The sequence below is a fragment of the Paenibacillus sp. Cedars genome, from assembly GCF_003184205.1.
GTDB classification, from domain to species: Bacteria; Bacillota; Bacilli; order Paenibacillales; family Paenibacillaceae; genus Paenibacillus_AQ; species Paenibacillus_AQ glucanolyticus.
In genome coordinates this window covers 4,614,364-4,636,481 of sequence record NZ_CP020866.1, presented here as the reverse complement: position 1 = coordinate 4,636,481, position 22,118 = coordinate 4,614,364, and the positions used below count along the sequence as shown (strand labels likewise).

The following is a 22,118-nucleotide window of genomic DNA, read 5'->3' as shown; positions in this document are numbered from 1 at the left end:
GCGCACTCAAAAAAGCCTCCGCGAAAAAATGTCGGAAACTGGCGACAAGGCTTTTTTTCATTCCTCGTATTCGACAAAAACTGCTTTTACGCCACCCGACCGGAAATTCCTGCTCCAAAAAATAAAATAAAGTTTTACTTAATGTATTGTAATTTGAAATAAAATTTCAATATGATGAAGGGAGAAAAGACAAGTTGTTTTGGGCACAGGAGGCGGTGGATACGGATTGGCAGCATACTTTTTTGCAGCCCTTCCAGCTAATGACTGAATGTAAAGCCCCCTGCGGCAGAGTTAACTTCGTCTTAATACAGAATGGAGGTGGAATTAACAAGCCAGCGTTATACTCCCGAGTAGGTCTTTCGTTCGCGGACAGATATACACCGGGGAAGAACAGGAGTCCAAGCATAGAGAAGGAGGAATTGATGTACATGTTAAGGAGTAAAAAGAAAATATCGTCACTGCTGAGCGGAGTGATGTTTCTGTCTTTGCTGTTTCCCGCAGGACAAGCTGCTGCAGCTGATCCGGCAGCCACCGCCCCATCGGTTATAGATATGCGGCAGATGGAGATCGGGCCAGGCGCTACATATACATGGGCGAATATGCAAAAGGGCAGCGGCGAGCAGAAGGTTCACATGGTGGAGTTTAATCCGTCGCAAGGGAATCTGGAGCTTCAGCCTGGCCTGACGGACGGCAAGGTTTATGGCATGCAGGGTGTCAGCAAAATGGCATCCGATGCAGACCAGAAGGACAACCGCGTCATCGCGGCGGTGAACGGAGATTTCTACGATATGTCCACGGGCATTCCGCTCGGATTGTTCATGGGTGACGGGGAGCTTCTGACAGACCCGCCTGGCGGGAGGAACGCCTTTGGGATCAAGAAGGACGGGACCAGCCTGTATGGCAGTCCGAAATTAACGAAAAACGTGACGATTGGCGGAACCGTAAGCAGCTTATCCTCCATCAACCGTTTAAGAGGCGCGGATGCACTTGTTCTCTATACCGAAAAATTTAATGCTACAACAATGACCAATAACCTTGGAGACGAGGTTATTCTGGATATCGTGAGCGGCAGAGTTGCCAGCGGCGAGACCTTGACTATGAAGGTGGCTTCTATTCTTAAGGATCAGGGAAATTCGCCGATAGGTCCGGATCAAGTGGTTCTGTCCGCTTCGGGCTCGCAGCGGAACAAACTCGCCGGGCTGAAGGTGGGGGATGAATTAAGCGCAAGTTTTCAGCTGGATAACGAGTGGCAGGACGTCACGATGGCAATCGGCGGAACGGTGATGCTGGTGCAGGATGGCGTAGTCCAGCAGCATACCGATCCGGCCGTACATCCGAGAACGGTGGTTGGCACTAAAGCCGATGGCTCTGTTGTGCTGTTCGAGGTTGATGGCCGCCAGCCGGGCTTTAGCGAAGGGCTTAACTACATCGAGCTCGGTGAAATGCTGCAGGAGCTCGGCGTGGTTAACGCATTGAACCTGGACGGAGGCGGTTCGGCTACCTTCGTTGCCCGCCTGCCGGGGGAAACGGCGCGCAAAGTGCTCAACTCGCCATCGGACGGCGGGGAGCGCAAGACAGCCAACGGGATTCTGCTGGTGAACACAGCACCCGAGGGAGCTGCGAACAAACTTGTTGTGGCTCCGACGCTGGAGCGAGTGCTGACAGGTTCCTCCGCTGCCTTTAAGACGGCAGCCGTGGATCAGAATCTGCATCCGTCCCAGATGACGGAGACCGCGATATGGAGTGTTGACCCTGCCTACGGGTCCATCGACGCCAGTGGTAAATTTACGGCCGGCAACCAACCGGGAGTGACCGAGGTATCTGTACAATCCGGCAATCTGACCGGAACAGCCGGTTTGGAAATCGTGGATGAGCTGACCGAGCTCAAATTCTCTGACGCGGTGAAGACCTTCTCTTCCGGCTCGACCGAGACGCTCAAGGTCTCGGCGCTTCGTAATGGTCAAGTGGTACAGGCCGACAATAGCCGTTTGGAGTGGCGAGTGGAAGGCGATATCGGGACGATTGACGGAAATGGAACGTTTACCGCCACGGACAAGCAGGACGTCAGCGGCAAAATCTTCGTGAAGTACGGTCAAATTGAGACCTCAATCGAAGTAAACGTAGGACTTCCACCGGTGATGCTTGAGGATTTTGAGAATGGTCTTAGCCGTTATAAACCAAGCTCCGGCGCGCAGATCAAATCGACCAAGGTATCCATTGAAACCGATGAGACCTATATTCGTTCCGGTAATGGCGCATTGAAGCTGGAGTATGATTTTACAGGGATGACCGGCACCTCCGGCGCTTATCTCCAGACAAATGGTACAGCAGACAATATCGAAATTTCGGGCTATCCGGAGAAGATCAGCATGTGGGTGTATGGAGACGGCAACGCGCACTGGCTCCGTGCCCAGATTCGTGACAGCAAAGGAGCGATCCCGCTCGATTTTACCGATCAGACGGTCGGCGTTAATTTCAAGGGATGGAAGTATCTCGAAGCGTCTGTTCCCAAAGGAAGAACTCTTCCACTGGTGATGGACATGCCGGTTCGTTACATGGAAACGCAGGCAACGAAAAAAGACGCCGGAGCTATCTACGTGGACGAAATTCGCGCATTATACGGTCCGGTCCATGACGATATCGAGCCGCCGGTTCTGAAGAATTTCTCGCCCGTTAACGGTGCGGAGATCAAGGTGAACACACCGACCATTACCGTGTATGCCGAGGATGCAGGTTATGATCCTGTGACACATCCGGGCACCACCCTGATTGATCCGGACAAAATCCGGTTTTATCTGGACGGCAGTCTGGTACAGCATACCTTGTATCCGCCGGAAGGAAGAATTCATTACACGCCGAACGTTCCGCTTGCCGATGGTGTCCATCAGGCGAAGGTCACCGTCCGTGATCTCTCGGGTAACCAAACGACTGAGGAATGGAACTTCACCGTAAATACAGGTGCGGCCAGGGTAGTGTACGATACACCGGACACGGTCTATGCGGGAGGCGGCTACACGCTGGATATCGGCGGGGTGAAGACGTCCCAAATCCGCAGTGGTCATATCGATTTCCAATTCGATCCCACCAAAGTGGAGAATCTGGAGCTCATACCGGGGGACAAGCTGAGTCCAGCCCAGGTTAGCGCAGACATTGACGCTACAACAGGAAAGGTCAAAGTGACCTGGAAGGACATCCATACCGCATCCCTGTTGGATACGGATTGGATCGGCCAAATCCGGTATGATGTGAAGAAGAACGCAACCGACAGCAGCATCATATCGCTTACGTCCGGGGCTGTATCTTTCACCGATACGGGGAATACCGAATTTTCATTCTTCGGTCTTCCGATGGAATCCAGGATCGCAACGCATTATACGCTGAGCTGGAATCAGGAAGGAACGGTGCAGGGATACGAGACCGAATTTAAAGTGAGCGATGCCCAGGGTCAGCCTGTGGAAGGTGTACAGATCATGGCTGATGCAGCAGCGGTGGGAACAACGGATGCAGCGGGTATCCTGAAGACGGGGACTCTGACCTCCCAGGTCAAGACGTATACGGTGCAGGCGGTGAAAGGCAATCAATACAGTCCGGCACTGGAATTCAAGGTTTCGCCGCTGGCCGGAAGCCCGACGCCGTTCAACATCAGCGTAGGCATGGGCGAAGATCCGACTACGTCGCGGATGTTCAACTGGCATACAGACCCGGCAACGGACGGGACCATCGTGGAACTGGCCAAGAAATCCGAATTTACGGATTTCGATGTCCCGAATGTCCAGAAAATCGATGGAACCAGCGAGCTGTACCATACCTTGGATCTTGGGACGGTCCGCGTCCATAAAGCGACAGCGTCCGGCCTTGAGCCAGGCACAGAGTATGTGTACCGTGTCGGTGACGGCCAAGGCCATTACAGTGCTCAAGGCTCGTTTAAAACGACCGAGCTTGCGGGAGACACCACGAAATTCCTGTATTTTGCGGATTCTCAGGCCTCTACCGCCAAAGAATTCGAGCTGTGGGGGAACACAATCGACAAAGCGGCAGCCGAGCATCCGGATGCCGAATTCATGGTCCATGCCGGTGATATGGTGGACAAGGGATTCCTGGAAGAACAGTGGAACCATTGGTTCGATGAGGCCCAGAAGCATTTTCTGAATACGACGTTAGTGTCGACCATCGGCAACCATGAAGTGATGGGGACCAAGGAGAACGGGGATTTCCTGGCTCACTTTAACCAGCCGGGCAATGGTTTGGACAGCCTGAAGGGAACGAACTTCTCATTTGATTACAAAGACGTTCATTTCATCATGCTGAACAGCGAGTATCAGCTGGAGAAGCAGAAGCAATGGCTCCAGCAGGATCTCGCTGACAATGACAAGAAATGGACCGTCGCGATGTTCCACCGCGGGCCTTACGGCAGCATTTACGATACCGCCGAGGTGCGCAGCTTGTGGGCGCCCGTGCTGGAGGAATTTGGCGTGGATCTTGTATTAAACGGTCATGATCATATTTATATTCGTTCCTACCCGATGATGGACAATCAAATCGCTGCGGACGGTCAGGGCACGACTTACGTTGTAGCGGGATCGTCAGGTCCCAAATTCTACTCCCATACGGAGCGGGGATGGCATGAGGTGGTCGACGACGAACAGACTCAGATGTACGCCTCCGTGGAAGTGAAGGGAGACGAGCTTCATTTTGTAACCAAAACGGTTGGCGGACGTGTCGTGGACGAGTTTACGCTGACGAAATCGGGAACGAAGCCAGCTCCGGAGCAGATTATAGTGAGCCCGGACCAGCTTAAGCTTGCCGTCGGCGAAAGCCGTGAATTGCAGGCTGAGGTGAAGCCAAGCGGGGCCGAACGAACCGTAGTATGGTCCGTATACAGCTCCGAACCGTCGGATGACATCGTCAGCGTATCAGCAGACGGCATTGTGACGGCTCAAGGGCTGGGGAATGCGGTCGTAAGAGCAACCAGCACGGCGGCACCGGATGTGTATACAGACGTGAATATTTCGGTAGATCGAATCCCGAATGGCAGCATGGAATCGATCGCCTTAAGCGGCAAATCCGAGCTGAAGGTTGGGGATACCGATAAGACGGTTACGGAGGCGGTTTATACCGACGGCAGCCGTATCCGCTTGATCGAAGGCGTAACTTATGGGAGCAGTAAGCCGGAGATAGCCTCGATTGATGAACAGGGCTTGGTACGGGCTTTAGCAGAAGGGGCAACTGTCATTTCGGCAACCTACGAAGGGTTCAAGTCGGAGTACGCCTTGAAGGTGATCACCCGTGGCGGAGGCAATCCCGATCCGGGAACGGAGCCGCCAGTAAACCCACCGGTGAACCCACCGATAAATCCACCAGTACAGCCGCCCGTGACACCGCCGTCTGGCAGTATCACCTTGTCGGCCAGTGATCTTGCAGCTAAGCTGTCGAACGGGCAAGTGACCTTGTCAGTGGATGGAAGCTTTACGGACCTCACATTGCCGGGCAATGCGGCTGACATTCTTAAGGACGGCTCCATACGAATCGAGGCGAACAACTTGGCTATAACGATTCCATCCAAGGTGCTCCGCCAGCTGGGTGGTCTTGCAGATGCTGGCCAGCTTGAGAAGGGCACCATCAAGCTGAGTGCCGTCACATTGTCGGATGCGGAGATGAAGGAGCGCATCGCGCAAGCCGTCCGTGTCTCCGGAGCGAAGCTGACAGCAGCCGGAGCTATGCTGGAGTTCCAGCTTGCACTGACGACAGCGGATGGTCAGGTCCACCGCCTAACCGAGTTCGATCATCCGATGACGCTGGAACTGCCGTTATTCTCAGATGCCAAGGGTTCAAGAATCTCCATGTACTATTTGTCCGGCCATGGAGAGCTGGAGTACATTGGCGGTGTGAGCAAAGACGGTCGCATGTCAGCGGGAATACGTCATTTCAGTGCATACGGTTTGCTTGATTATGAGAAAACCTTTGCGGATGTGCCTTCATCGTTCTGGGCTGCGAAGGTCATCGGTGATTTGGCCGCGAAGCAGCTTATCCAAGGCATCAGCACGGAGCGCTTCGCACCGGCTCAGCAAGTGACCCGAGCCGAATTTGCTGCGATGCTGGTTCGTCTGCTTGACCTTCAAGCAGAACGTTCTGCACCGTTTGCGGATGTAGCTTCAGGCAAATGGTACGCGGAGGCTGTTGCAGCGGCGAGCGAGTCCGGAATCGTGAACGGACTCGGCCAAGACCGTTTTGCACCGGAAGCCCCGATTAAACGTCAGGAAATGGCGGCCATGCTGGTGCGCGCTTATGCCTATGCAATGAAGCAGCAGCAGGAGAACCTGGGCGCGAGCAGCGGATTTACGGATATCGCCGAATCTCCTGACTGGGTTCAGGAAGCGGTAGAAACTGCGTATGCCCTCGGTTTTATCCAGGGCCGCACGCCGAGCCGCTTTGCACCGGAAGGACTAACCACGCGTGCGGAAAGCGCGCAGGTTATCTATAATCTGTTGAATAAGCTAAAGTAAGGCTTAGGCGATTACGCCTCTCTCCACCTGTAGAACATCGCAGAGGAGAGAGGTGTTTATTTTTCAGGTTAAAGTATGGCGGAAGTTCCGATATAATGATATACAGGGTCAATGAACGAAACGTAAGCCGAAGTTACACCTATTCAGCAACTGGAAAGGGGGAAGAGGATGACGGAATACGCGAATACGCCGAAGCCGCCTTATTATGCCTGCATTTTTGTGTCCAAACGAACGGAGGGCGACCGGGGTTACGGAGCGATGTCCGATAAAATGGCGGAACTCGCTGCGCAGCAGCCCGGCTATCTGGGGGTGGAATCCGCTCGGGATGAGGGTCTAGGGATCACGGTTTCGTACTGGGACTCCTTGGAGGCCATACGTTTATGGAAGGAGAACGCGGCTCATCAGGTAGCCCAGGAACGGGGCAAGAACGAGTGGTATGAAAGCTTTGGCTTGCGAATTTGCAAGGTGGAGCGGGACAGCTTCTATAAGCTCTAGGCAAGACCTGATCATGAAGAGGAAGAGGAGGATGATGATGCAGAATTCGGGTAAAATCAGATGGGGAATCATGGGGACAGGCTGGATTGCGGAGCAGTTTGCCGCCGATCTGGCCTATGTGGAGAACGCCCAGTTTCTGGCTGTCGGTTCCCGTACGACCAGCAGTGCAGGTGAGTTTGCGTCTAAATATGATATTCCGCGGGCATATGGGAGTTATGAGGAACTTGTGTCAGATTCCGAAGTCGACGTTGTGTATATCGCAACTCCGCATCCCTTGCACCGGGACAATGTCATGTTGTGTCTTCAAGCAGGGAAATCCGTGCTGTGCGAGAAGCCCTTCACGATCAACGAGGATGAGCTGGAGGAGCTGGTATCGGCTGCGCGGGAGCGGAAGCTGTTCCTGATGGAGGCCATGTGGACGCGTTTTCTTCCACCCATTCGGCAGGTGCGAGCATGGTTGAAGGACGGACTTATCGGCGACGTTCGGTTAGTGAAGGCCGATTTTGGTTTTCGGAGCGGTTGGAATCCGCAAGGCCGTTTGCTCAATCCTGAACTCGGCGGAGGCGCGCTGCTGGATGCAGGGATTTATCCGGTGTCGTTTGCATCGATGATTTTTGGCGCCCAGCCTGAGAAGATATGGAGTACTGCGCATATTGGAGTAACGGGCGTGGATGAGCAGTTCTCGGTTGTGCTATCCTATGAATCGGGCAAGACGGCTTCGTTAAACGGGGCAATCCGTCTCGGATTGACGAATGAAGCTTATATATATGGGACAGGCGGGTATATTCATATTCCGTCTTTCCTGAACGCAACAACCGCTTCTCTTCATGTAGATGGAGCGGAACCGGTACGGGCCCTAGATGATCGTCAGGCGAAGGGTTATAACTTCGAAGCTTACGAAGTGGGACGGTGTCTGCTGGAAGGGCGGCTTGAGAGCGACGTGATGTCATTGGATGAGTCCCTTGCGATCATGAGGCTGCTGGATCAGATCCGGGGCCAATGGGGACTTAAGTACCCTTCGGAAGGATGATAAGTTGGTTCGTGTGCAGCGAAGCAGTGTGGGAGGAACTTCCCGCACTGCTTTTTTTTTTGTGATTAAATACGGATAGCCCAGGAGCAGCGCAGCTTCTTTAAGCGCAGATGTCATTATTTACATAAGTTTTACGGAGAGATAACAAGCCATTAACTCCCCTTTGTTATGCTGGAGCTGTTTGAGAGCGGTGTTGCAGACCCATCCTACATAATAAAAGGAGAGAATTAATGATTAATCACGTGTACAAAAAGCTATTATCCATGCTGTTATCCACGGCACTCGTGTTTGGATTTTTTGCAGGTCTCGGATTCCCGGCAGTGGCGGAAGCCGCAACACCGGGTCAGCCGGATATTTTGCTGCAGCGTAATGCCGATTGGAAATATTTTGATCAGGGACAAGATTTAACGACCGTTTGGCGCGCTACCTATGACGACTCCTCTTGGGCAAATGGACTGGCTCCATTCGGCTATAAGGATAACGGAAGTGGTGTAACCACTGCGGAATTTGGACCGCTTCAGACCGTAATGGACTATGGAACGGACAAAGAACTCAAACACCGCACGACTTACTTCCGTACAAATCTTCAGGTTAACAAGGATCAAATCGACGGTTACGGCCAGATTCTCGGAACGTTTGGCGTTGATGACGGCGCCGTGCTCTATGTCAATGGACATGAAATCAGACGTATGGGGATGCCTGGCGGTGAAATCACGTATTCCACCAAGGCCACTTCCAATAAGGACCTTCCGGTTGTATATGCGGATGTGGACCTGACAGAGCCGCTGAAAACATACCTGCAGGACGGCAGCAACGAAATTGCGGTCGAGGTTCACCAGCAGAGCGACAGCAGCTCGGATCTGTACTTCGATATGGAGCTTATCGCGTTAGAACAGGCTCCGGTGCTGGATATCTCCAAGATTACGGTAACTTTCCATGGAGACACAACAAGCGAGAAAGGATTCACCTGGTATACTCCGCTGGGATCATCCCGGAGCGATGTTCAGGTTGTGGAGAATCGCGGCAGTACGCCTGATTTCGCTCAAGCGCAAGTGTTTCACGGACGGACTTCCATCTCTGCGAACTCTCCGGGCGAACATGTTCATAAAGCGGAAGCGACCGGTCTGGCGGCGGATACGTCCTACTATTTCAGAGTTGGGGACGAAAGTCTGAATCTGTGGAGCGAGGCGGGTACCTTCGAGACGGCACCTGTAAGCGGAGCCTTCTCGTTCATCGACCTGACGGATACGCAGGCGAAGGAGGAAGACGAGGCGATGCTGTCCGCAGCTACCTTGTCCAAGGCGCTTGCGACCATCCCTGATGCCAAATTCGTTGTCCATAATGGGGATGTGGTGGAGAACGGGACTTCGGAGCAGGAGTGGAACTGGCTCTTGGGCCATTCACAGTCCAGCCTTTTGAATACCACAATCGCTCCGTCCGCGGGCAATCATGAGGACAAGAATTACGCTTTCTATGAGCACTTCAATGTGAAGGAGCCGGATAACGCTGCAACAGAGACCGGCGCATATTACTCTTACGACTATAGCAATGCCCATTTCATCGTGCTCAACTCCAATGAGAATTCGGCCGAATATGCGAACTTCTCCGCGGAGCAAGTAGCTTGGATGAAGCAGGATGTGGAGCAAGCGAAGGCTGCAGGGGCAGAATGGATTATCGTAAACATCCACAAGGGTCCTTACACGACTTCGAATCATGCAACCGACAGCGATATCATTGGCGTGAATGGCGTGCGTAGTAAAATCGCGCCTCTAATGAATGAACTTGGAATCGATATGGTGCTCCAGGGTCATGATCACATCTATGCGCGTACGAAGCCGATCAAGCGTGACGGAACGGCTGAAGATGTCACCAAAATTACCGAGACGCTGAACGGTGAGAGCATTGAATATGCGGTCAAGCCGGATGGAACGATCTACATGATCCCAGCGACCGCCGGGGCCAAGGTTTATTTTAAGAACCAGAAGCCGGAGCTCGGGGACGCGTATTTCAATTTGTTTGAGCGCGCGGAAGAGAATCATGCCCGTCTGTACGGGGACACAACCAGCTTAGCCAGAGGCCATGTACAAAATTTCGTCGGGATTACAATCGACGGCAGCAAGCTGACGGCTGTTACGTATGAGATCGATCAGAACCAGAAAAACGCGCAGCCTTTCATCGTGGATCAATTCGGAATCATGAAGGAAACGAAGCCGGATCCTGTTCAGGAGAAAGTGAGCAAGGTGACCGTTACATTCCACGGCGATGCCACAACATCCAAGGGTTTCACCTGGTATACTTCCCAGCAGGTGACAGGCAGTGACCTTCAAGTTGTGGAGAAGACGTCTGCCGCACCGGATTTCACAAACGCCAATTCGTTTAGCGGACGTTCGGCTCCTTCTACGAATTCGGCAGCAGAACTTGTACACAAAGCAGAAGCAGCCAAACTCAAGCCGAATACGACCTACTATTTCCGCGTAGGCGATGAGACACTCGGCGTTTGGAGTGACATGGGAACCTTCCAGACTGCACCGAAGAGCGGAGCGTTTACATTCATTGATCTGGCGGATACGCAGGCGAAGGAAGAAGATGAAGCGGTGCTTTCATCCGAGACGCTTGCCAAGGCGCTTGCTACGGTTCCGGAGGCAGAATTTGTCGTTCACAATGGAGATATCGTGGACAATGGCGTCAAAGAAGAGCAGTGGGATTGGCTGTTAGGACACTCGCAGGAAAGCCTGCTTCATACAACACTGGCCCCTTCCGCGGGAAATCATGAGGATGAGAACTATGCTTTCATTGAGCATTTTAATCTGCAGCAGCCGGAGCATTCAGCAACGGAGACCGGAGCTTATTATTCGTACGATTACAGCAACGCACATTTCGTTGTGTTGAATTCGAATGAAGGCTCGGCGGAATACGATAACTTCTCGGTAGAGCAAGTAGAGTGGCTTAAACAGGATGTCCAAAAAGCCAAGAAGGACGGTGCGCAGTGGGTGATCGTTAACATCCATAAAGGCCCGTACACCACGTCGAACCATGCAACAGACTCCGATATTATGGGGGCTAACGGTGTTCGTACCAAGATAGCTCCGATAATGGCAGAGCTTGGCATTGATTTTGTGTTGCAGGGTCATGATCACATCTATGCACGGACCAAGCCGATCAAGTCGGATGGCAAGGCGGCAGAACCGGTGAAAATTACGGAGATGTTAAACGGTGAGAAGCTGGAATACTCGGTAAATCCTGACGGTACAATCTATTTGATTCCGGCAACCGCAGGTCCGAAGGTCTATTATAAGAACCCTAGCTCAAGTCTGGGGGAAGCGTACTACAACCTCTTCGAAATTGCAGACGAAAATCACGCTGCCAAATACGGTCCGGACCCGAGCGATAACCGGAGACCAAAACGCAGCCAGGTGCAAAATTTCGTCGGCATTACGATTGACGGCGGCAAGCTGACGGCTGTTACGTACGAAATCGATCAGAACCTGAATGGAGCACAGCCATTTATTATCGATCAATTCGGAATTGTGAAGAAGGATGTTCAGACGCCGAATCCGGATCCAGGGACTCCTAATCCTGGCACACCGGATCCGGGTCCTGGCACATCCAATCCAGGATCAGGAACCAACTCGGGCTCGGGCAGCAATCCAGGCTCCGGTTCCGGTAATGAGACCCATCCTGGCAATGGATCGGGCACAGGCTCTCAGCCTGGCACCAATCCAGGCTCGGGTTCCGGCAACGGGAATCCGCCAGTCATCCTGAAGGATACGGCGGGACACTGGGCCAAATCAGCCATCGATAAGGCCGTGGCAGCAGGCTTCGTGAACGGTTATGGCGACGGAACCTTCCGTCCGAATCAACATGTAACGCGTGCAGAATTCATCACTATGCTGGGACGTGCATTGGGTCTGAATGCAGGTGGTACTGCCCTGACGTTCACAGATACAGCGAAGATCCCTTCCTGGGCGAAGGATGCTGTAGCCCAGGCGTCAGAAGCCGGCATTATAAGCGGCTACAAGGATGGATCCTTCGGCCCTCATCAAGGGTTATCCCGAGCAGAGCTGGTTGCTATGGTTGTTCGCGCCAGCGGGATCGGTACCGATTCTGCAACGAAGCTGAGTTTTAACGATACGAAGGATATCCCGGCTTGGGCGCGGCCTTATGTAGCCGCTGCAGTTGAAGCAGGGCTTGTAGGTGGAGTGGGCAATAACCGCTTTGCTCCACAGCAGGTCGCCACCCGGGCGGAAGCCGTAACACTTATTATCGGACTTCTTGAATATACGAAATAAAGGAAGAGTTGGAAGAAGCCAATGCGGGAGTTTTGTCCCGTGTTGGCTTTTTTATGCCGTCTACGTCAAGGACTATGAAAATTCCTGCTTAAAATATAAAATTTTATTTTATTAAAACTATTGAAATTTGAAATAAAATTTCAATATGATAGAGCTAGAGATGAACGAGAGATCAGGTCCATCGCGATCATCTACTCTAGCGAGGAATCGGAGGTGAGTGTCAGCCCGATTTACTTACAGATTGGGATCAAGGTTTAGGATTGTAAGCACTCATACTATAGGGAGTGAATTGATGAATGATAACCAAAAGGCGTGTCTATCGAAGCAGCAAGTCTGTCCTGTCCATGACACTGGCGTTAGCCGTGATGTTCAGTTCGGCCGTTTCCGCGTGGGGCAATTCCATTGAAACGAATGCAAGCGGCGGAGAGCCGGGAGCGGTGGTGCTGGAGGATTTCGAATCAGTAACGAATCTGTTTGCGTCTTCCGTAAGGGGGAAGGCCGAACTGGATTTAGCGGAGAGGCCGGAGCGAATCTATTACGGGCGTCACGCTGCAGCTTTAACTTATGATTTTGTAGGCAGCGAATCCGGCACCTCGGCGGCTTATCTCAACTTCAAAGACCCGGATGGATCAACAGGCAGAAGCATTCCCGGATCACCGAAGGCACTCGGCTTATGGGTTTACGGCGACGGCGGCAACCACTGGCTCCGTGCGCAGCTTCAGGATTCTGCAGGCGGTAAGCATGCCGTTGATTTAACAGCCACCACCTCCGGTTTTAGCTGGAAGGGCTGGAAATACGTCAAATTTAACGTTCCCTCGGCCATCAAGACTCCTCTCAAAGTGAATCAAATCTACGTCACCGAATTAAAAGACACGAATAAAAACAAAGGTACTGTATACTTCGACAGACTAACCGCATTCTATACGGGTTCCCCGGTATACGGGCTCGACATCGGCGGGCTGACGCCCATGGGTGCTGGAGAATCGGTCATGCCGCAAGTCTATGCAACTTATGAAGGTCAGACGGAACCAGCCTTACTGACATCCGGCGTGAAACTGACCAGCAGTGACGAAACCATCGCTACCGTTACGGGCGCTACATACGACACCATTGAGGCCTTGAAGCCGGGAATGGTGACCATCACGGCTGAGTACGGCGATGCGCCTAGGGCTCAATATGAGCTTCATATTACGCAGGATACTCCGGTTCCCTATGAATTGCTGTTATCCGGACCGCTTCATATGGAGACTAGCGTTACCGGCGACATGAGAACCAGCGTGGTTTACTCCGTCTACGGAAACCAGACCGATCCTGTGTGGATGACCGAAGGGATCAGTTATACAAGCGATCAGCCAGGCGTTGTGTCGGTCGACCAAGCGGGTCAATTGACCGCGGTTTCCGAAGGAACGGCAGCCATTACCGCCTCGTATCGGGGAGCTGCAACACAGCACACCATTACGGTGACAGATCCTGTTCCTGTTCTGCAGAGCATTGAACTTCAAGGACTTACGTCCGTGACGGTAGGAGATTCTTTTGAAACGGTTGTATCGGCTACGTACTCCTGGATGAATGAGCCGGTAACTATAGAAGAAGACGTTACGTTTACCAGCAGCAATTCAACCGTCGCTTCTGTTACGGATCAAGGGGTTGTAAGCGGTTTGAAGGTAGGCTCCGCTAGAATAACAGCCACATTCCAGGGAAAGAGCAGCTCGCTCTACATTACGGTAAATGAAACCCCGGAGCATCCGAAAACGGAGATGAGGGCAGCTTGGATCGCTACCGTTGACAACATTGACTGGCCAGCCAAAGGGGTCACCGATCCGGCCCAGCAGAAGGAGCAGTTTATCAGCCTGCTTGATCAGCTGGAGAATGCGGGGATGAATGCGGTCATTATGCAGATCAAACCAACCGCGGATGCATTTTATCCGTCAGAGTATGGGCCTTGGTCGGAATGGCTGACAGGTGAACAAGGCAAGAATCCGGGTTATGATCCGCTGGCATTCCTGCTCGAGGAAGTGCATAAGCGAAACATGGAGTTTCACGCCTGGTTCAATCCATACCGCATCAGTCTTCAAGGGGACGTCAACCAGCTTGTAGAGGATCACCCGGCCAGACAGCACCCGGAATGGGTTGAGGAATATGGCGGAAAGCTGTATTTCAATCCAGGGGTACCGGAGGCACAGCAGTTCATCATTGATGGAGTCCTGGAAGTCGTTCGGAATTACGATATCGATGCCGTGCATTTTGACGATTATTTCTACCCGTATCCCGTAACCGGCGTGGATTTCCCGGATACGGATACCTTTAATCAATACAAGGGCTCCTTTACAAATAAGAGTGATTGGAGAAGAAATAACGTTAATGAATTTATTCAGAACGTGAACGAAGCCATCAAGGCAGAGAAGAGTTACATGAAATTCGGCATCAGCCCGTTCGGTATTTGGAAAAACAAATCCAGCGACCAGGCCGGCTCCGAAACGACGGGCCTTGAGAGCTATCATGCGATTTACGCGGATTCGAAGAAATGGGTCGAAGAAGAGTGGGTCGACTATATTACGCCGCAGATTTATTGGAATATCGGGTACTCCGCAGCGGCCTACGATAAGCTGATCGATTGGTGGAACGGTGTCGCTGCCGGTAAGAATGTACATCTGTACAGCGGACAGGCGGTGTATAGAATCGGGACAACACCTGAATGGTCCAATCCCGAGGAAATGCCGAACCAGGTGAAGTACAACCGCAATTTTGAGGAAGTCCGGGGCAGCATGTATTTCAGCTCCAAATGGTTCGCGCTGAATCAGCTCGGATTCACGGACAGACTGAAGAACGATCTGTACCGATATCCGGCACTCATCCCGGCTATGCCTTGGATTGATTCGGCGGCACCCTCTGCGCCCAAGCAGCCGAGGGCCAATCGAGCACAGGAAGGTGTGAAGCTCAGCTGGTCTTCGATTGACGACGAGACATATTACGCGGTTTATCGTTTTGATGGACGAGCCGCCGGCAATATGCAGGACCCGGCGCATTTGTTAGGGACCTTCAGGAAAACAGCCGGTATAACGCAGTCCTATATCGATCATACTGTCGCAAAGGGACAAACCTACACGTATGTTGTGACGGCTGTCGATCGTTTGCATAACGAGAGCAGTCAGAGTCCATCCGTAACGATAACAGCGGGAGACAGCGGCGAGCCGCCGGTTGACCCGCCGGTTGACCCGCCGGTTGACCCGCCGGGGAATCCGAGTCCACCGGTGACGCCTCCAGTGACCCCGCCTGTAACTCCACCGGTCACTCCGCCGGTGACACCTCCTGTAACGCCGCCGACTCCGCCGAAACCTCCGGTGTTCAACGATGTGGACAGCATAGGCTGGGCGAAAGCGGCGATTGAGGAACTCGCTGCGCTTGGTATCGTAAAGGGAGTGGGGCAGGATTCGTTTCAGCCGCTGAAATCGGTGACACGAGCCGAATTTCTGGCCATGCTGGTCCGAGCCTTCCAGCTAACAGGGGAGGCAGAGCTTGAATTTACCGATGTAAGGCCATCCGATTGGCACTATGCGATCATCGCATCTGCGGTAGAGGCCGGGCTGGCCCAAGGCATCGGCGGCGGCAAATTCGAGCCGAACCGGCCGATAACCCGTCAGGAAATGGCGATCATGAGCGCCAATGCATTGACATTATTCACCGATATGAAGGCACAGGATGAGGATGGTACCTTGGCGAAGTTTAAAGACGGCAGCAGCATTGCAGGTTATGCAAGAAACGCAGTGGCACTCTTGGCCGAGAAAGGCATGATCCAAGGAACCGGAAATGATCAGTTCACGCCGAAAGGAATCGCCAATCGAGCTCAGGCAGCGGTGATCATCTATAATCTGTTGAATCTTTAGGGTGATAAGAGTGACAAAGGGACATCCCGGGCTATAAGCCTCGGGATGTCCCTTTTGCCGCTTTGTTCAGGTAGACATGCTCCATGGTACAATAGAAGTATTACGAGCTGGAGTGTGGTGCATGGTCAAGAAATTAGCAATGGCATTAGTGTACATTGCCATAGGCGGTCTTATTTACGTTTACGGCGATGCTATTCTTGCATGGATTCAGACGACGGACAGCATGATGCTCATTATGTTCATGGCGGTCATCATGGCCTTGTTCCCCGTGATTCCGTATCCGATTGTCGGAGGTGTTATCGGTGCTGCCTTGGGTCCGGTTATCGGCGGACTGATCACTTGGGTCGGGTCAACCGCCGCTTCCATCCTTATGTTTATGTTCATTCGATACGGTTATCAGGAATGGGGCACCCGGATGCTTCATCGTTATGACCGTTTAGGAAAAGTGACAACGATGTTCGAACGGAATGCCTTTTTGACCATCCTCTTTACCCGGTTGATTCCGTTTATTCCTTCCATCATTATCAATGTGTATGCCGCTCTCAGCAAGGTGACGTTTACATCGTACACCATGGCGTCCGCCGTAGGTAAAATCCCTGCGATGCTGCTGTTCTCGATGGTAGGAGATAATCTGATGACCGACCCTTCCCATATCATCATAACTATAGGTGTGTATGGAGTCTTTCTGGCCGTAACGCTTCTCGTATACCGATGGTCGGGCTTTGGCCGTTCAGGTAGAACGGAGGCCGAACGGCTATAGCAACTCAATGGGTGGGTTATTCCGTTCTGTCGGGACGGTGGCCTCACCCTTTTTCTTTTGGAACCACGCCCGTACGGCCTCGATCTCTTGCTGATCCATCCCGCTTAAACTTTCGTTGATCTCGCTGAATATCATCTTCACCTGAAGAGACAGAAGACCTCTTCTGCGCTGCCTGCGGGTACCCGAAATTTCCAAGGCAATAATCTGTGGACGGCGAATATACCTTGTGGACAGCGCAACGAAACGGCTGCGGATCGTAAGCTGCTTATCGGTTACATTTAAACCGGAATCCCTGTGTGAGCGGAGCCCCCAGCTTACAGCCAGCGGAAGCAGCAGAAGCGATAACATACCCGGCATTTCAAAATACCAAATACACGCGGCGCTTGCCGCTGCGGCAAAGCCGAGCTTCCACCGAAGGTACATCCACTTTGCACGGGAAGGAGGAGAAGCCGAAATGGCTTGAGCTGTAAATTGGGGTGTAACCCGCTCCAGGAGCTCCGGAATATCCGTGGTCTTCAGCAGAGGGTGTAGCATGAAATGCTTATCGGATTCTGAAGTAAGCACATGAACCTTCACCTCGGCGTAACCGAACCAGCGCCGGAACACGCCCTCCTTCACTGTAATAGCGAGTACTCGCTCAGGAGAGAAGAGCAATCTTTTTTTCTCCAGCAGTCCGCAGCTGACCGAGATTTGTTTGCCGATACGCTCGACCGTAAATCCCGCATATTTAATCGTGTAGAGCACGGCAGAGAGCAGCCAGGACACAACAAGCGCCAATACGGCGATGCTGATCCAGCTGCCGGGCAAGAGCTTGCCTGCCGATTGAAACGCCGACTGGTACATCTGATCGGGTAGCAGGTCATCGGCAAAAGACAGAATACCGCCCACAAAGGCTAAAGCCAGTGACAAATTGGGTGAGGACAGCGCCGCGATGAGCAGTCGTCCCGTGGATAGCTGCAGCAGCGTGCTGCGTTCCTCCTCCACCGTGAATGGATCGCCCGCGTTTCTTCTATCTGCAGCGTTAGGATCGGCGTTTATGGCCGGAGTGTTTTGCCGACTCATGTTAAGGTCTGACGGGTCAATGGATTCATGGATCGTCTGTGGCTCCGGCAGCTGGACAGATAGCCCTTCCGACTCGTCGGGCAAGTTGTGTTCAGATTGCTCGCGGCCCTCATAAGTTTGCTGCTGAACCTCACGTTCCGTCTGTCTGGTTCGGGTTCGTTCTCGCAACCAGCGCTGGAGCCGTTCACCTTCGCTATTGGTGATGGCAGGCAATAAGCCGCCGCCTTCCGTTTTGCCTGGAGTTTCGATGCGAACCTGCGTAAGCCCCAGTATTCGCTGCAGTAGAGGCTGCTCCATATTCATGGAGTGAATGCGGCCGGTGTAGATGGATAACTCCTCACGGAACAGAACGCCTCGGCGGATGAGGATTTTGTCTTCCTCTAACGTATAGACGAAGCGTTTCCACTTCAGGTATCCGTATAACAGAAGCAGCCCGGCGATGATCACGATGACAGCGGATAGCCAGTACCAGGGGATATCACGCAGCGATTTTCCGTTCAGGAATTTAATGGATACCAGGGCCGCAATCGGAATGAGCGATTTTACGCTGTTAACGAGCGGAAACAGGATGAACAGCCGGTGAAGCCTTGTCGGTTCATTCATCGTGATCCACCACTTTTGCCAGCTCGCCAATCTGTTTTTTCAGTTCCTCTGCTTCCTCCAGCTTAAGCGCTTGAATGACATGTGTTGTTGCAGCGGTAACGACTTTTACCTTGGCCAAGCCATATTTGCGTAGGAGTGGTCCCCGCTCCAGCTCGACATGCTGAACGCGCGTCATTGGGACGAGGGTATCGCTGAGCCAGATCCAGCCGGAGCGCAGCTCCAATTCTTCCTCACTTACCTTATAGCCGAATTGCTTGTAGGTGAAAGAAGGCACAGCCCAAGTAAACCAGGCCCCGATAGCCAGCAGTCCGAGCGTGATCCATCCCGGAATCAAGGTCCATCCCAGCATGCCAGCCACAATGAGATAAGCGGTTGCCGCAAGTAGAATAACCCCATCTGTAATGAAGCCTGATATACGAGAGATGGTTACCGAGTCCGGGTGACACCTGTGCATGGTGTCGAGTCGATTGTTCATGTAGGTTCCTCCTTGATGTAACAAGATCGAACAGTCATTGCGTATTCTATGTATGTCTACGTTGCATGGGAAAGGAGCGTTTCATCCTCCCCTTTGAATGGCCGTGCCCTCATTGTAGCATAACAGTTTAACGACGCTCTGAACCTGACCTAACGGTTACTTGAACACATCCCGGATCGGTTAAGCTGGAATTAAGGAAATCGTCAGGCATTCCCGATAGGAGTGTTGCCTTCGAGAAGGCAGTATAAACAGATGTTCTGAAATACTCTCATAAGGCTTGAGCGTGAAGTTTCCTATATAATGAAGTGATTGTAGAATGAAAGGGTAGCGTGTCATGAAAATAGATCGACTGTTAGCCATTACCGTGCTGCTTCTTAATCGGGGGAGACTCAGCGCCAAAGAGCTTGCCGAGCGGTTTGAAGTATCGAGCAAAACCATTTACCGCGATATGGATACGCTATGCCGGGCTGGAATTCCGATTGCAGCCCACCAAGGGATATCCGGCGGATTCGAGATTATGGAACATTATATGATAGACAAGTACTGGTTATCGGCTGAGGAGATGAGTACGCTTGTCACAGCGGTCAAAGGGCTCAGCAGTGCGCTGGATGATCAGCAGATGGACATGCTGCTTGAGAAGGTAAAAGCGCTGCTGCACCGGGTAGAGCAGGGACATGGAGATGAATACCGGAGGAACCGGGATCCGGTTATTATGGATTTCCAGCCATGGGGACAGCGTCAAGGTTTGAAACCTGCCGTGAGCTTGCTCAAGAAGGCAATCCTTCAAAAGCGCCGAGTCAGCATGGCATATATAGATGCCAAAGGAGCTGCGGAGCAAAGAAACATAGAACCTGCGTCACTGATTCTGAAGGGGAATATCTGGTATGTGCATGCCTTTTGTTTGGAGCGGGAAGATCATCGCGTATTCCGGTTGTCACGAATGCAGGATATTCAGATCCTGAGTGAGACTTACAAGCCAAGACCATTGCCGAGTCTGGAGCGATTGGAATGGGAGTCCTCCTGGTCAAACGCCCGGGAGGAGGAGACAGTGCTGTTATTCCATTCCAACGCGCGGCAGAGGATGGCGGATATGTTTTCGCCGGAGCAGATATCCGTTAACCCGGACGGGTCTTTACGCGTGCACGTGTTATACCGATTGGATGAATGGTTTTACGGCATGGTGCTAAGCTTCGGGGATCAGGTGATGGTCGAGCGTCCCGCCGAGGCAGCCGAGGAAGTGAAGCGAAGGGCGCAATTAATCATGCGGCGCTACGATAACCAGGACAGATAGATGTCCACGTTACCTCTGTAGAATGGAGTTATATTCATTTCAAGGAGGATACAGCATGAGTAATAGCAATGAGAAGCAAATCGAGCGATTCGTAGAGGTCAGACCCGCCATGTCGATTCAGGGTGTCGGTGTACGAACGACAAATGAAGCGGAGGCAGGACCGTTAGCCAAGATACCCTCATTATGGGATCGATATTTCCAAAGCGGGCTGCAGGCATCATTGTCCGATAAGGATCAGGCTATTTATGCTCTATATACCGATTACGAGAGCGATGCGTCCCGGGCGTACACCCTGGTCATCGGTAACCGGATGGATGAAGGCGCAGCTGCCGAACCGTCCGATGAACTGCTTCAAGCGCACGTCCCGGCATCCAAGTATTTGGTGTTTCGGACAAGGCGAGGCCCTTTAATGGAGATCGTACCGCAGGTATGGTATGAAATTTGGAGCTACTTCGAGCAAGCAGAGGAGAAAAGGACGTTCACAGGAGACTATGAACGATACGATACGCTGCAGTTTGATCCCGCCAATACTGTGGTGGATGTGTATATCGCCATTGAATCGTAATCAAGCACCAAGCGGCTCCAGCATGTAAGGAGCCGTCTATTATGGGAAGTTACAGCTCTCGTTCCTATGTCTGTGCAACAGGCGTAGGGCGTGAGTTTTTTTCATTATAAGGCAGCGACGGGCAGTTCATGAGCAATCTTCAGATATGACTCCATATGTAAGCGATGAAATCTAATATAAAGATTATTCCTGTTATGGAATTAATTTGATATCGTTGTGGCGAATACATAACGAGGTGCACATCGATTGTGTATTCATATGATGCGTGTATTCAATGACAATGCAAAGGAGACAAGAGCTTTGGAATAAAGGGCTCCGCCCAATTCAAATTCGAAAGGATGAGATGGATGAAAAAAATATGGAGTTTGATTTTATCTGCTGGTTTGGCCGTGTCATGGTATGGTTTAGCGCCATCAACGGCGGAGGCGGCTTCCACCGTTGTCAATGAGACGATTCGCGTTGAGGCCGGGCAAACCTTTGACGGAAAAGGCCAGACGTATGTAGCCAATCCGGACACGCTGGGGGATGGAAGTCAAGCCGAGAATCAGAAGCCGGTCTTCCGGCTGGAGGCAGGAGCTACCCTGAAGAATCTCACAATTGGAGCACCAGCCGCGGACGGAGTTCATTGTTATGGCAACTGCACAATCCTCGATGTGACATGGGCAGATGTAGGCGAGGATGCGCTGACACTGAAATCGTCGGGAACCGTGAATATCACGGGCGGCGGGGCGTATAAAGCCTACGATAAGGTGTTCCAGATCAATGCAGCGGGAACAATTAACATTAAGAACTTCAAAGCAAACGATATCGGCAAGCTGGTTCGGCAAAATGGAGGCACCTCATTCAAAGTGGTCATGAATGTGGAGAATAGCGACATCTCCCAAGTGAAGGATGCGATTCTGAGAACGGACAGCAGCACGACGACAGGGCGGATCGTGAATACGAGGTATTCCGGTGTGCCGACCTTGTTCAAGGGTTTTGCGTCAGGCAATACGACCCAGTCCGGGAATACGCCTTATTAGAATTCGACAAGCATAGACTCTAAGCTAAAAAGCCCGGAAGCAGTGTTCATGCTGCTTCCGGGCTTTGTTGGGTTCGTTTTCGTGAGCAGACAAGAGCGGAATCCCACCTGCTCTTCACTAGAGCCAGAGATAATTGGGC

The 22,118-nt window shown here is 52.2% G+C and carries 11 protein-coding genes; 9 read left to right on the top strand and 2 right to left on the bottom strand.

Annotation, left to right across the window (positions count from 1 at the left end; translation table 11 throughout):
* Positions 1 to 428: 428 nt before the first annotated feature.
* From B9D94_RS23000 to B9D94_RS22975, 6 genes are all read left to right on the top strand, one after another.
* Positions 429 to 6,503: a phosphodiester glycosidase family protein gene (locus B9D94_RS23000; protein ID WP_148248061.1), complete on the top strand. Its 6,075-nt coding sequence runs from the start codon at positions 429 to 431 to the stop codon at positions 6,501 to 6,503.
* A 168-nt stretch (positions 6,504 to 6,671) separates the two neighbouring features.
* On the top strand, positions 6,672 to 6,998 hold the full coding sequence (locus tag B9D94_RS22995; protein ID WP_006208549.1) for an antibiotic biosynthesis monooxygenase family protein: 327 nt from the start codon (positions 6,672 to 6,674) through the stop codon (positions 6,996 to 6,998).
* 34 nt (positions 6,999 to 7,032) lie between these two features.
* Positions 7,033 to 8,028: a Gfo/Idh/MocA family protein gene (locus tag B9D94_RS22990; RefSeq protein ID WP_036641239.1), complete on the top strand. Its 996-nt coding sequence runs from the start codon at positions 7,033 to 7,035 to the stop codon at positions 8,026 to 8,028.
* A gap of 230 nt (positions 8,029 to 8,258) precedes the next feature.
* Entirely contained in the window at positions 8,259 to 12,317 is a 4,059-nt protein-coding gene (locus B9D94_RS22985; RefSeq protein ID WP_006208551.1) for an S-layer homology domain-containing protein, read from the top strand.
* A gap of 296 nt (positions 12,318 to 12,613) precedes the next feature.
* Entirely contained in the window at positions 12,614 to 16,201 is a 3,588-nt protein-coding gene (locus B9D94_RS22980; protein WP_148248060.1) for a family 10 glycosylhydrolase, read from the top strand.
* A 121-nt stretch (positions 16,202 to 16,322) separates the two neighbouring features.
* Positions 16,323 to 16,961 carry a TVP38/TMEM64 family protein gene (locus tag B9D94_RS22975; RefSeq protein ID WP_006208553.1) on the top strand — a complete coding sequence of 213 codons (639 nt, stop codon included), beginning with the start codon at positions 16,323 to 16,325 and terminating at the stop codon, positions 16,959 to 16,961.
* Here B9D94_RS22975 and B9D94_RS22970 read toward each other — a convergent pair.
* Together B9D94_RS22970 and B9D94_RS22965 are read right to left on the bottom strand one after the other, a co-directional pair.
* Positions 16,956 to 18,626: a PH domain-containing protein gene (locus tag B9D94_RS22970; protein WP_006208554.1), complete on the bottom strand. Its 1,671-nt coding sequence runs from the start codon at positions 18,624 to 18,626 to the stop codon at positions 16,956 to 16,958. The two genes, B9D94_RS22975 and B9D94_RS22970, sit on opposite strands and share 6 nt — an antisense overlap.
* Positions 18,619 to 19,101 carry a PH domain-containing protein gene (locus tag B9D94_RS22965; protein WP_006208555.1) on the bottom strand — a complete coding sequence of 161 codons (483 nt, stop codon included), beginning with the start codon at positions 19,099 to 19,101 and terminating at the stop codon, positions 18,619 to 18,621. Before B9D94_RS22965 ends, B9D94_RS22970 begins: the two co-directional genes overlap by 8 nt.
* Positions 19,102 to 19,435: 334 nt before the next feature.
* Here B9D94_RS22965 and B9D94_RS22960 point away from each other — a divergent pair, with 334 nt between their 5' ends.
* From B9D94_RS22960 to B9D94_RS22950, 3 genes are all read left to right on the top strand, one after another.
* Entirely contained in the window at positions 19,436 to 20,392 is a 957-nt protein-coding gene (locus tag B9D94_RS22960; RefSeq protein WP_036641137.1) for a helix-turn-helix transcriptional regulator, read from the top strand.
* A gap of 55 nt (positions 20,393 to 20,447) precedes the next feature.
* Complete coding sequence (locus tag B9D94_RS22955) at positions 20,448 to 20,957, top strand: GyrI-like domain-containing protein (protein ID WP_006208558.1); 510 nt, start codon at positions 20,448 to 20,450, stop codon at positions 20,955 to 20,957.
* A 347-nt stretch (positions 20,958 to 21,304) separates the two neighbouring features.
* Positions 21,305 to 21,979: a pectate lyase gene (locus B9D94_RS22950; RefSeq protein ID WP_006208559.1), complete on the top strand. Its 675-nt coding sequence runs from the start codon at positions 21,305 to 21,307 to the stop codon at positions 21,977 to 21,979.
* Positions 21,980 to 22,118 lie beyond the last annotated feature (139 nt).

Excerpts from the sequence above, each read along its gene's own strand:
- B9D94_RS23000 (WP_148248061.1), top strand. The coding sequence starts at position 429 with ATGTTAAGGAGTAAAAAGAAAATATCGTCACTGCTGAGCGGAGTGATG.
- B9D94_RS22995 (WP_006208549.1), top strand. The coding sequence starts at position 6,672 with ATGACGGAATACGCGAATACGCCGAAGCCGCCTTATTATGCCTGCATT.
- B9D94_RS22990 (WP_036641239.1), top strand. The coding sequence starts at position 7,033 with ATGATGCAGAATTCGGGTAAAATCAGATGGGGAATCATGGGGACAGGC.
- B9D94_RS22985 (WP_006208551.1), top strand. The coding sequence starts at position 8,259 with ATGATTAATCACGTGTACAAAAAGCTATTATCCATGCTGTTATCCACG.
- B9D94_RS22980 (WP_148248060.1), top strand. The coding sequence starts at position 12,614 with ATGATAACCAAAAGGCGTGTCTATCGAAGCAGCAAGTCTGTCCTGTCC.
- B9D94_RS22975 (WP_006208553.1), top strand. The coding sequence starts at position 16,323 with ATGGTCAAGAAATTAGCAATGGCATTAGTGTACATTGCCATAGGCGGT.
- B9D94_RS22970 (WP_006208554.1), bottom strand. The coding sequence starts at position 18,626 with ATGAATGAACCGACAAGGCTTCACCGGCTGTTCATCCTGTTTCCGCTC.
- B9D94_RS22965 (WP_006208555.1), bottom strand. The coding sequence starts at position 19,101 with ATGAACAATCGACTCGACACCATGCACAGGTGTCACCCGGACTCGGTA.
- B9D94_RS22960 (WP_036641137.1), top strand. The coding sequence starts at position 19,436 with ATGAAAATAGATCGACTGTTAGCCATTACCGTGCTGCTTCTTAATCGG.
- B9D94_RS22955 (WP_006208558.1), top strand. The coding sequence starts at position 20,448 with ATGAGTAATAGCAATGAGAAGCAAATCGAGCGATTCGTAGAGGTCAGA.
- B9D94_RS22950 (WP_006208559.1), top strand. The coding sequence starts at position 21,305 with ATGAAAAAAATATGGAGTTTGATTTTATCTGCTGGTTTGGCCGTGTCA.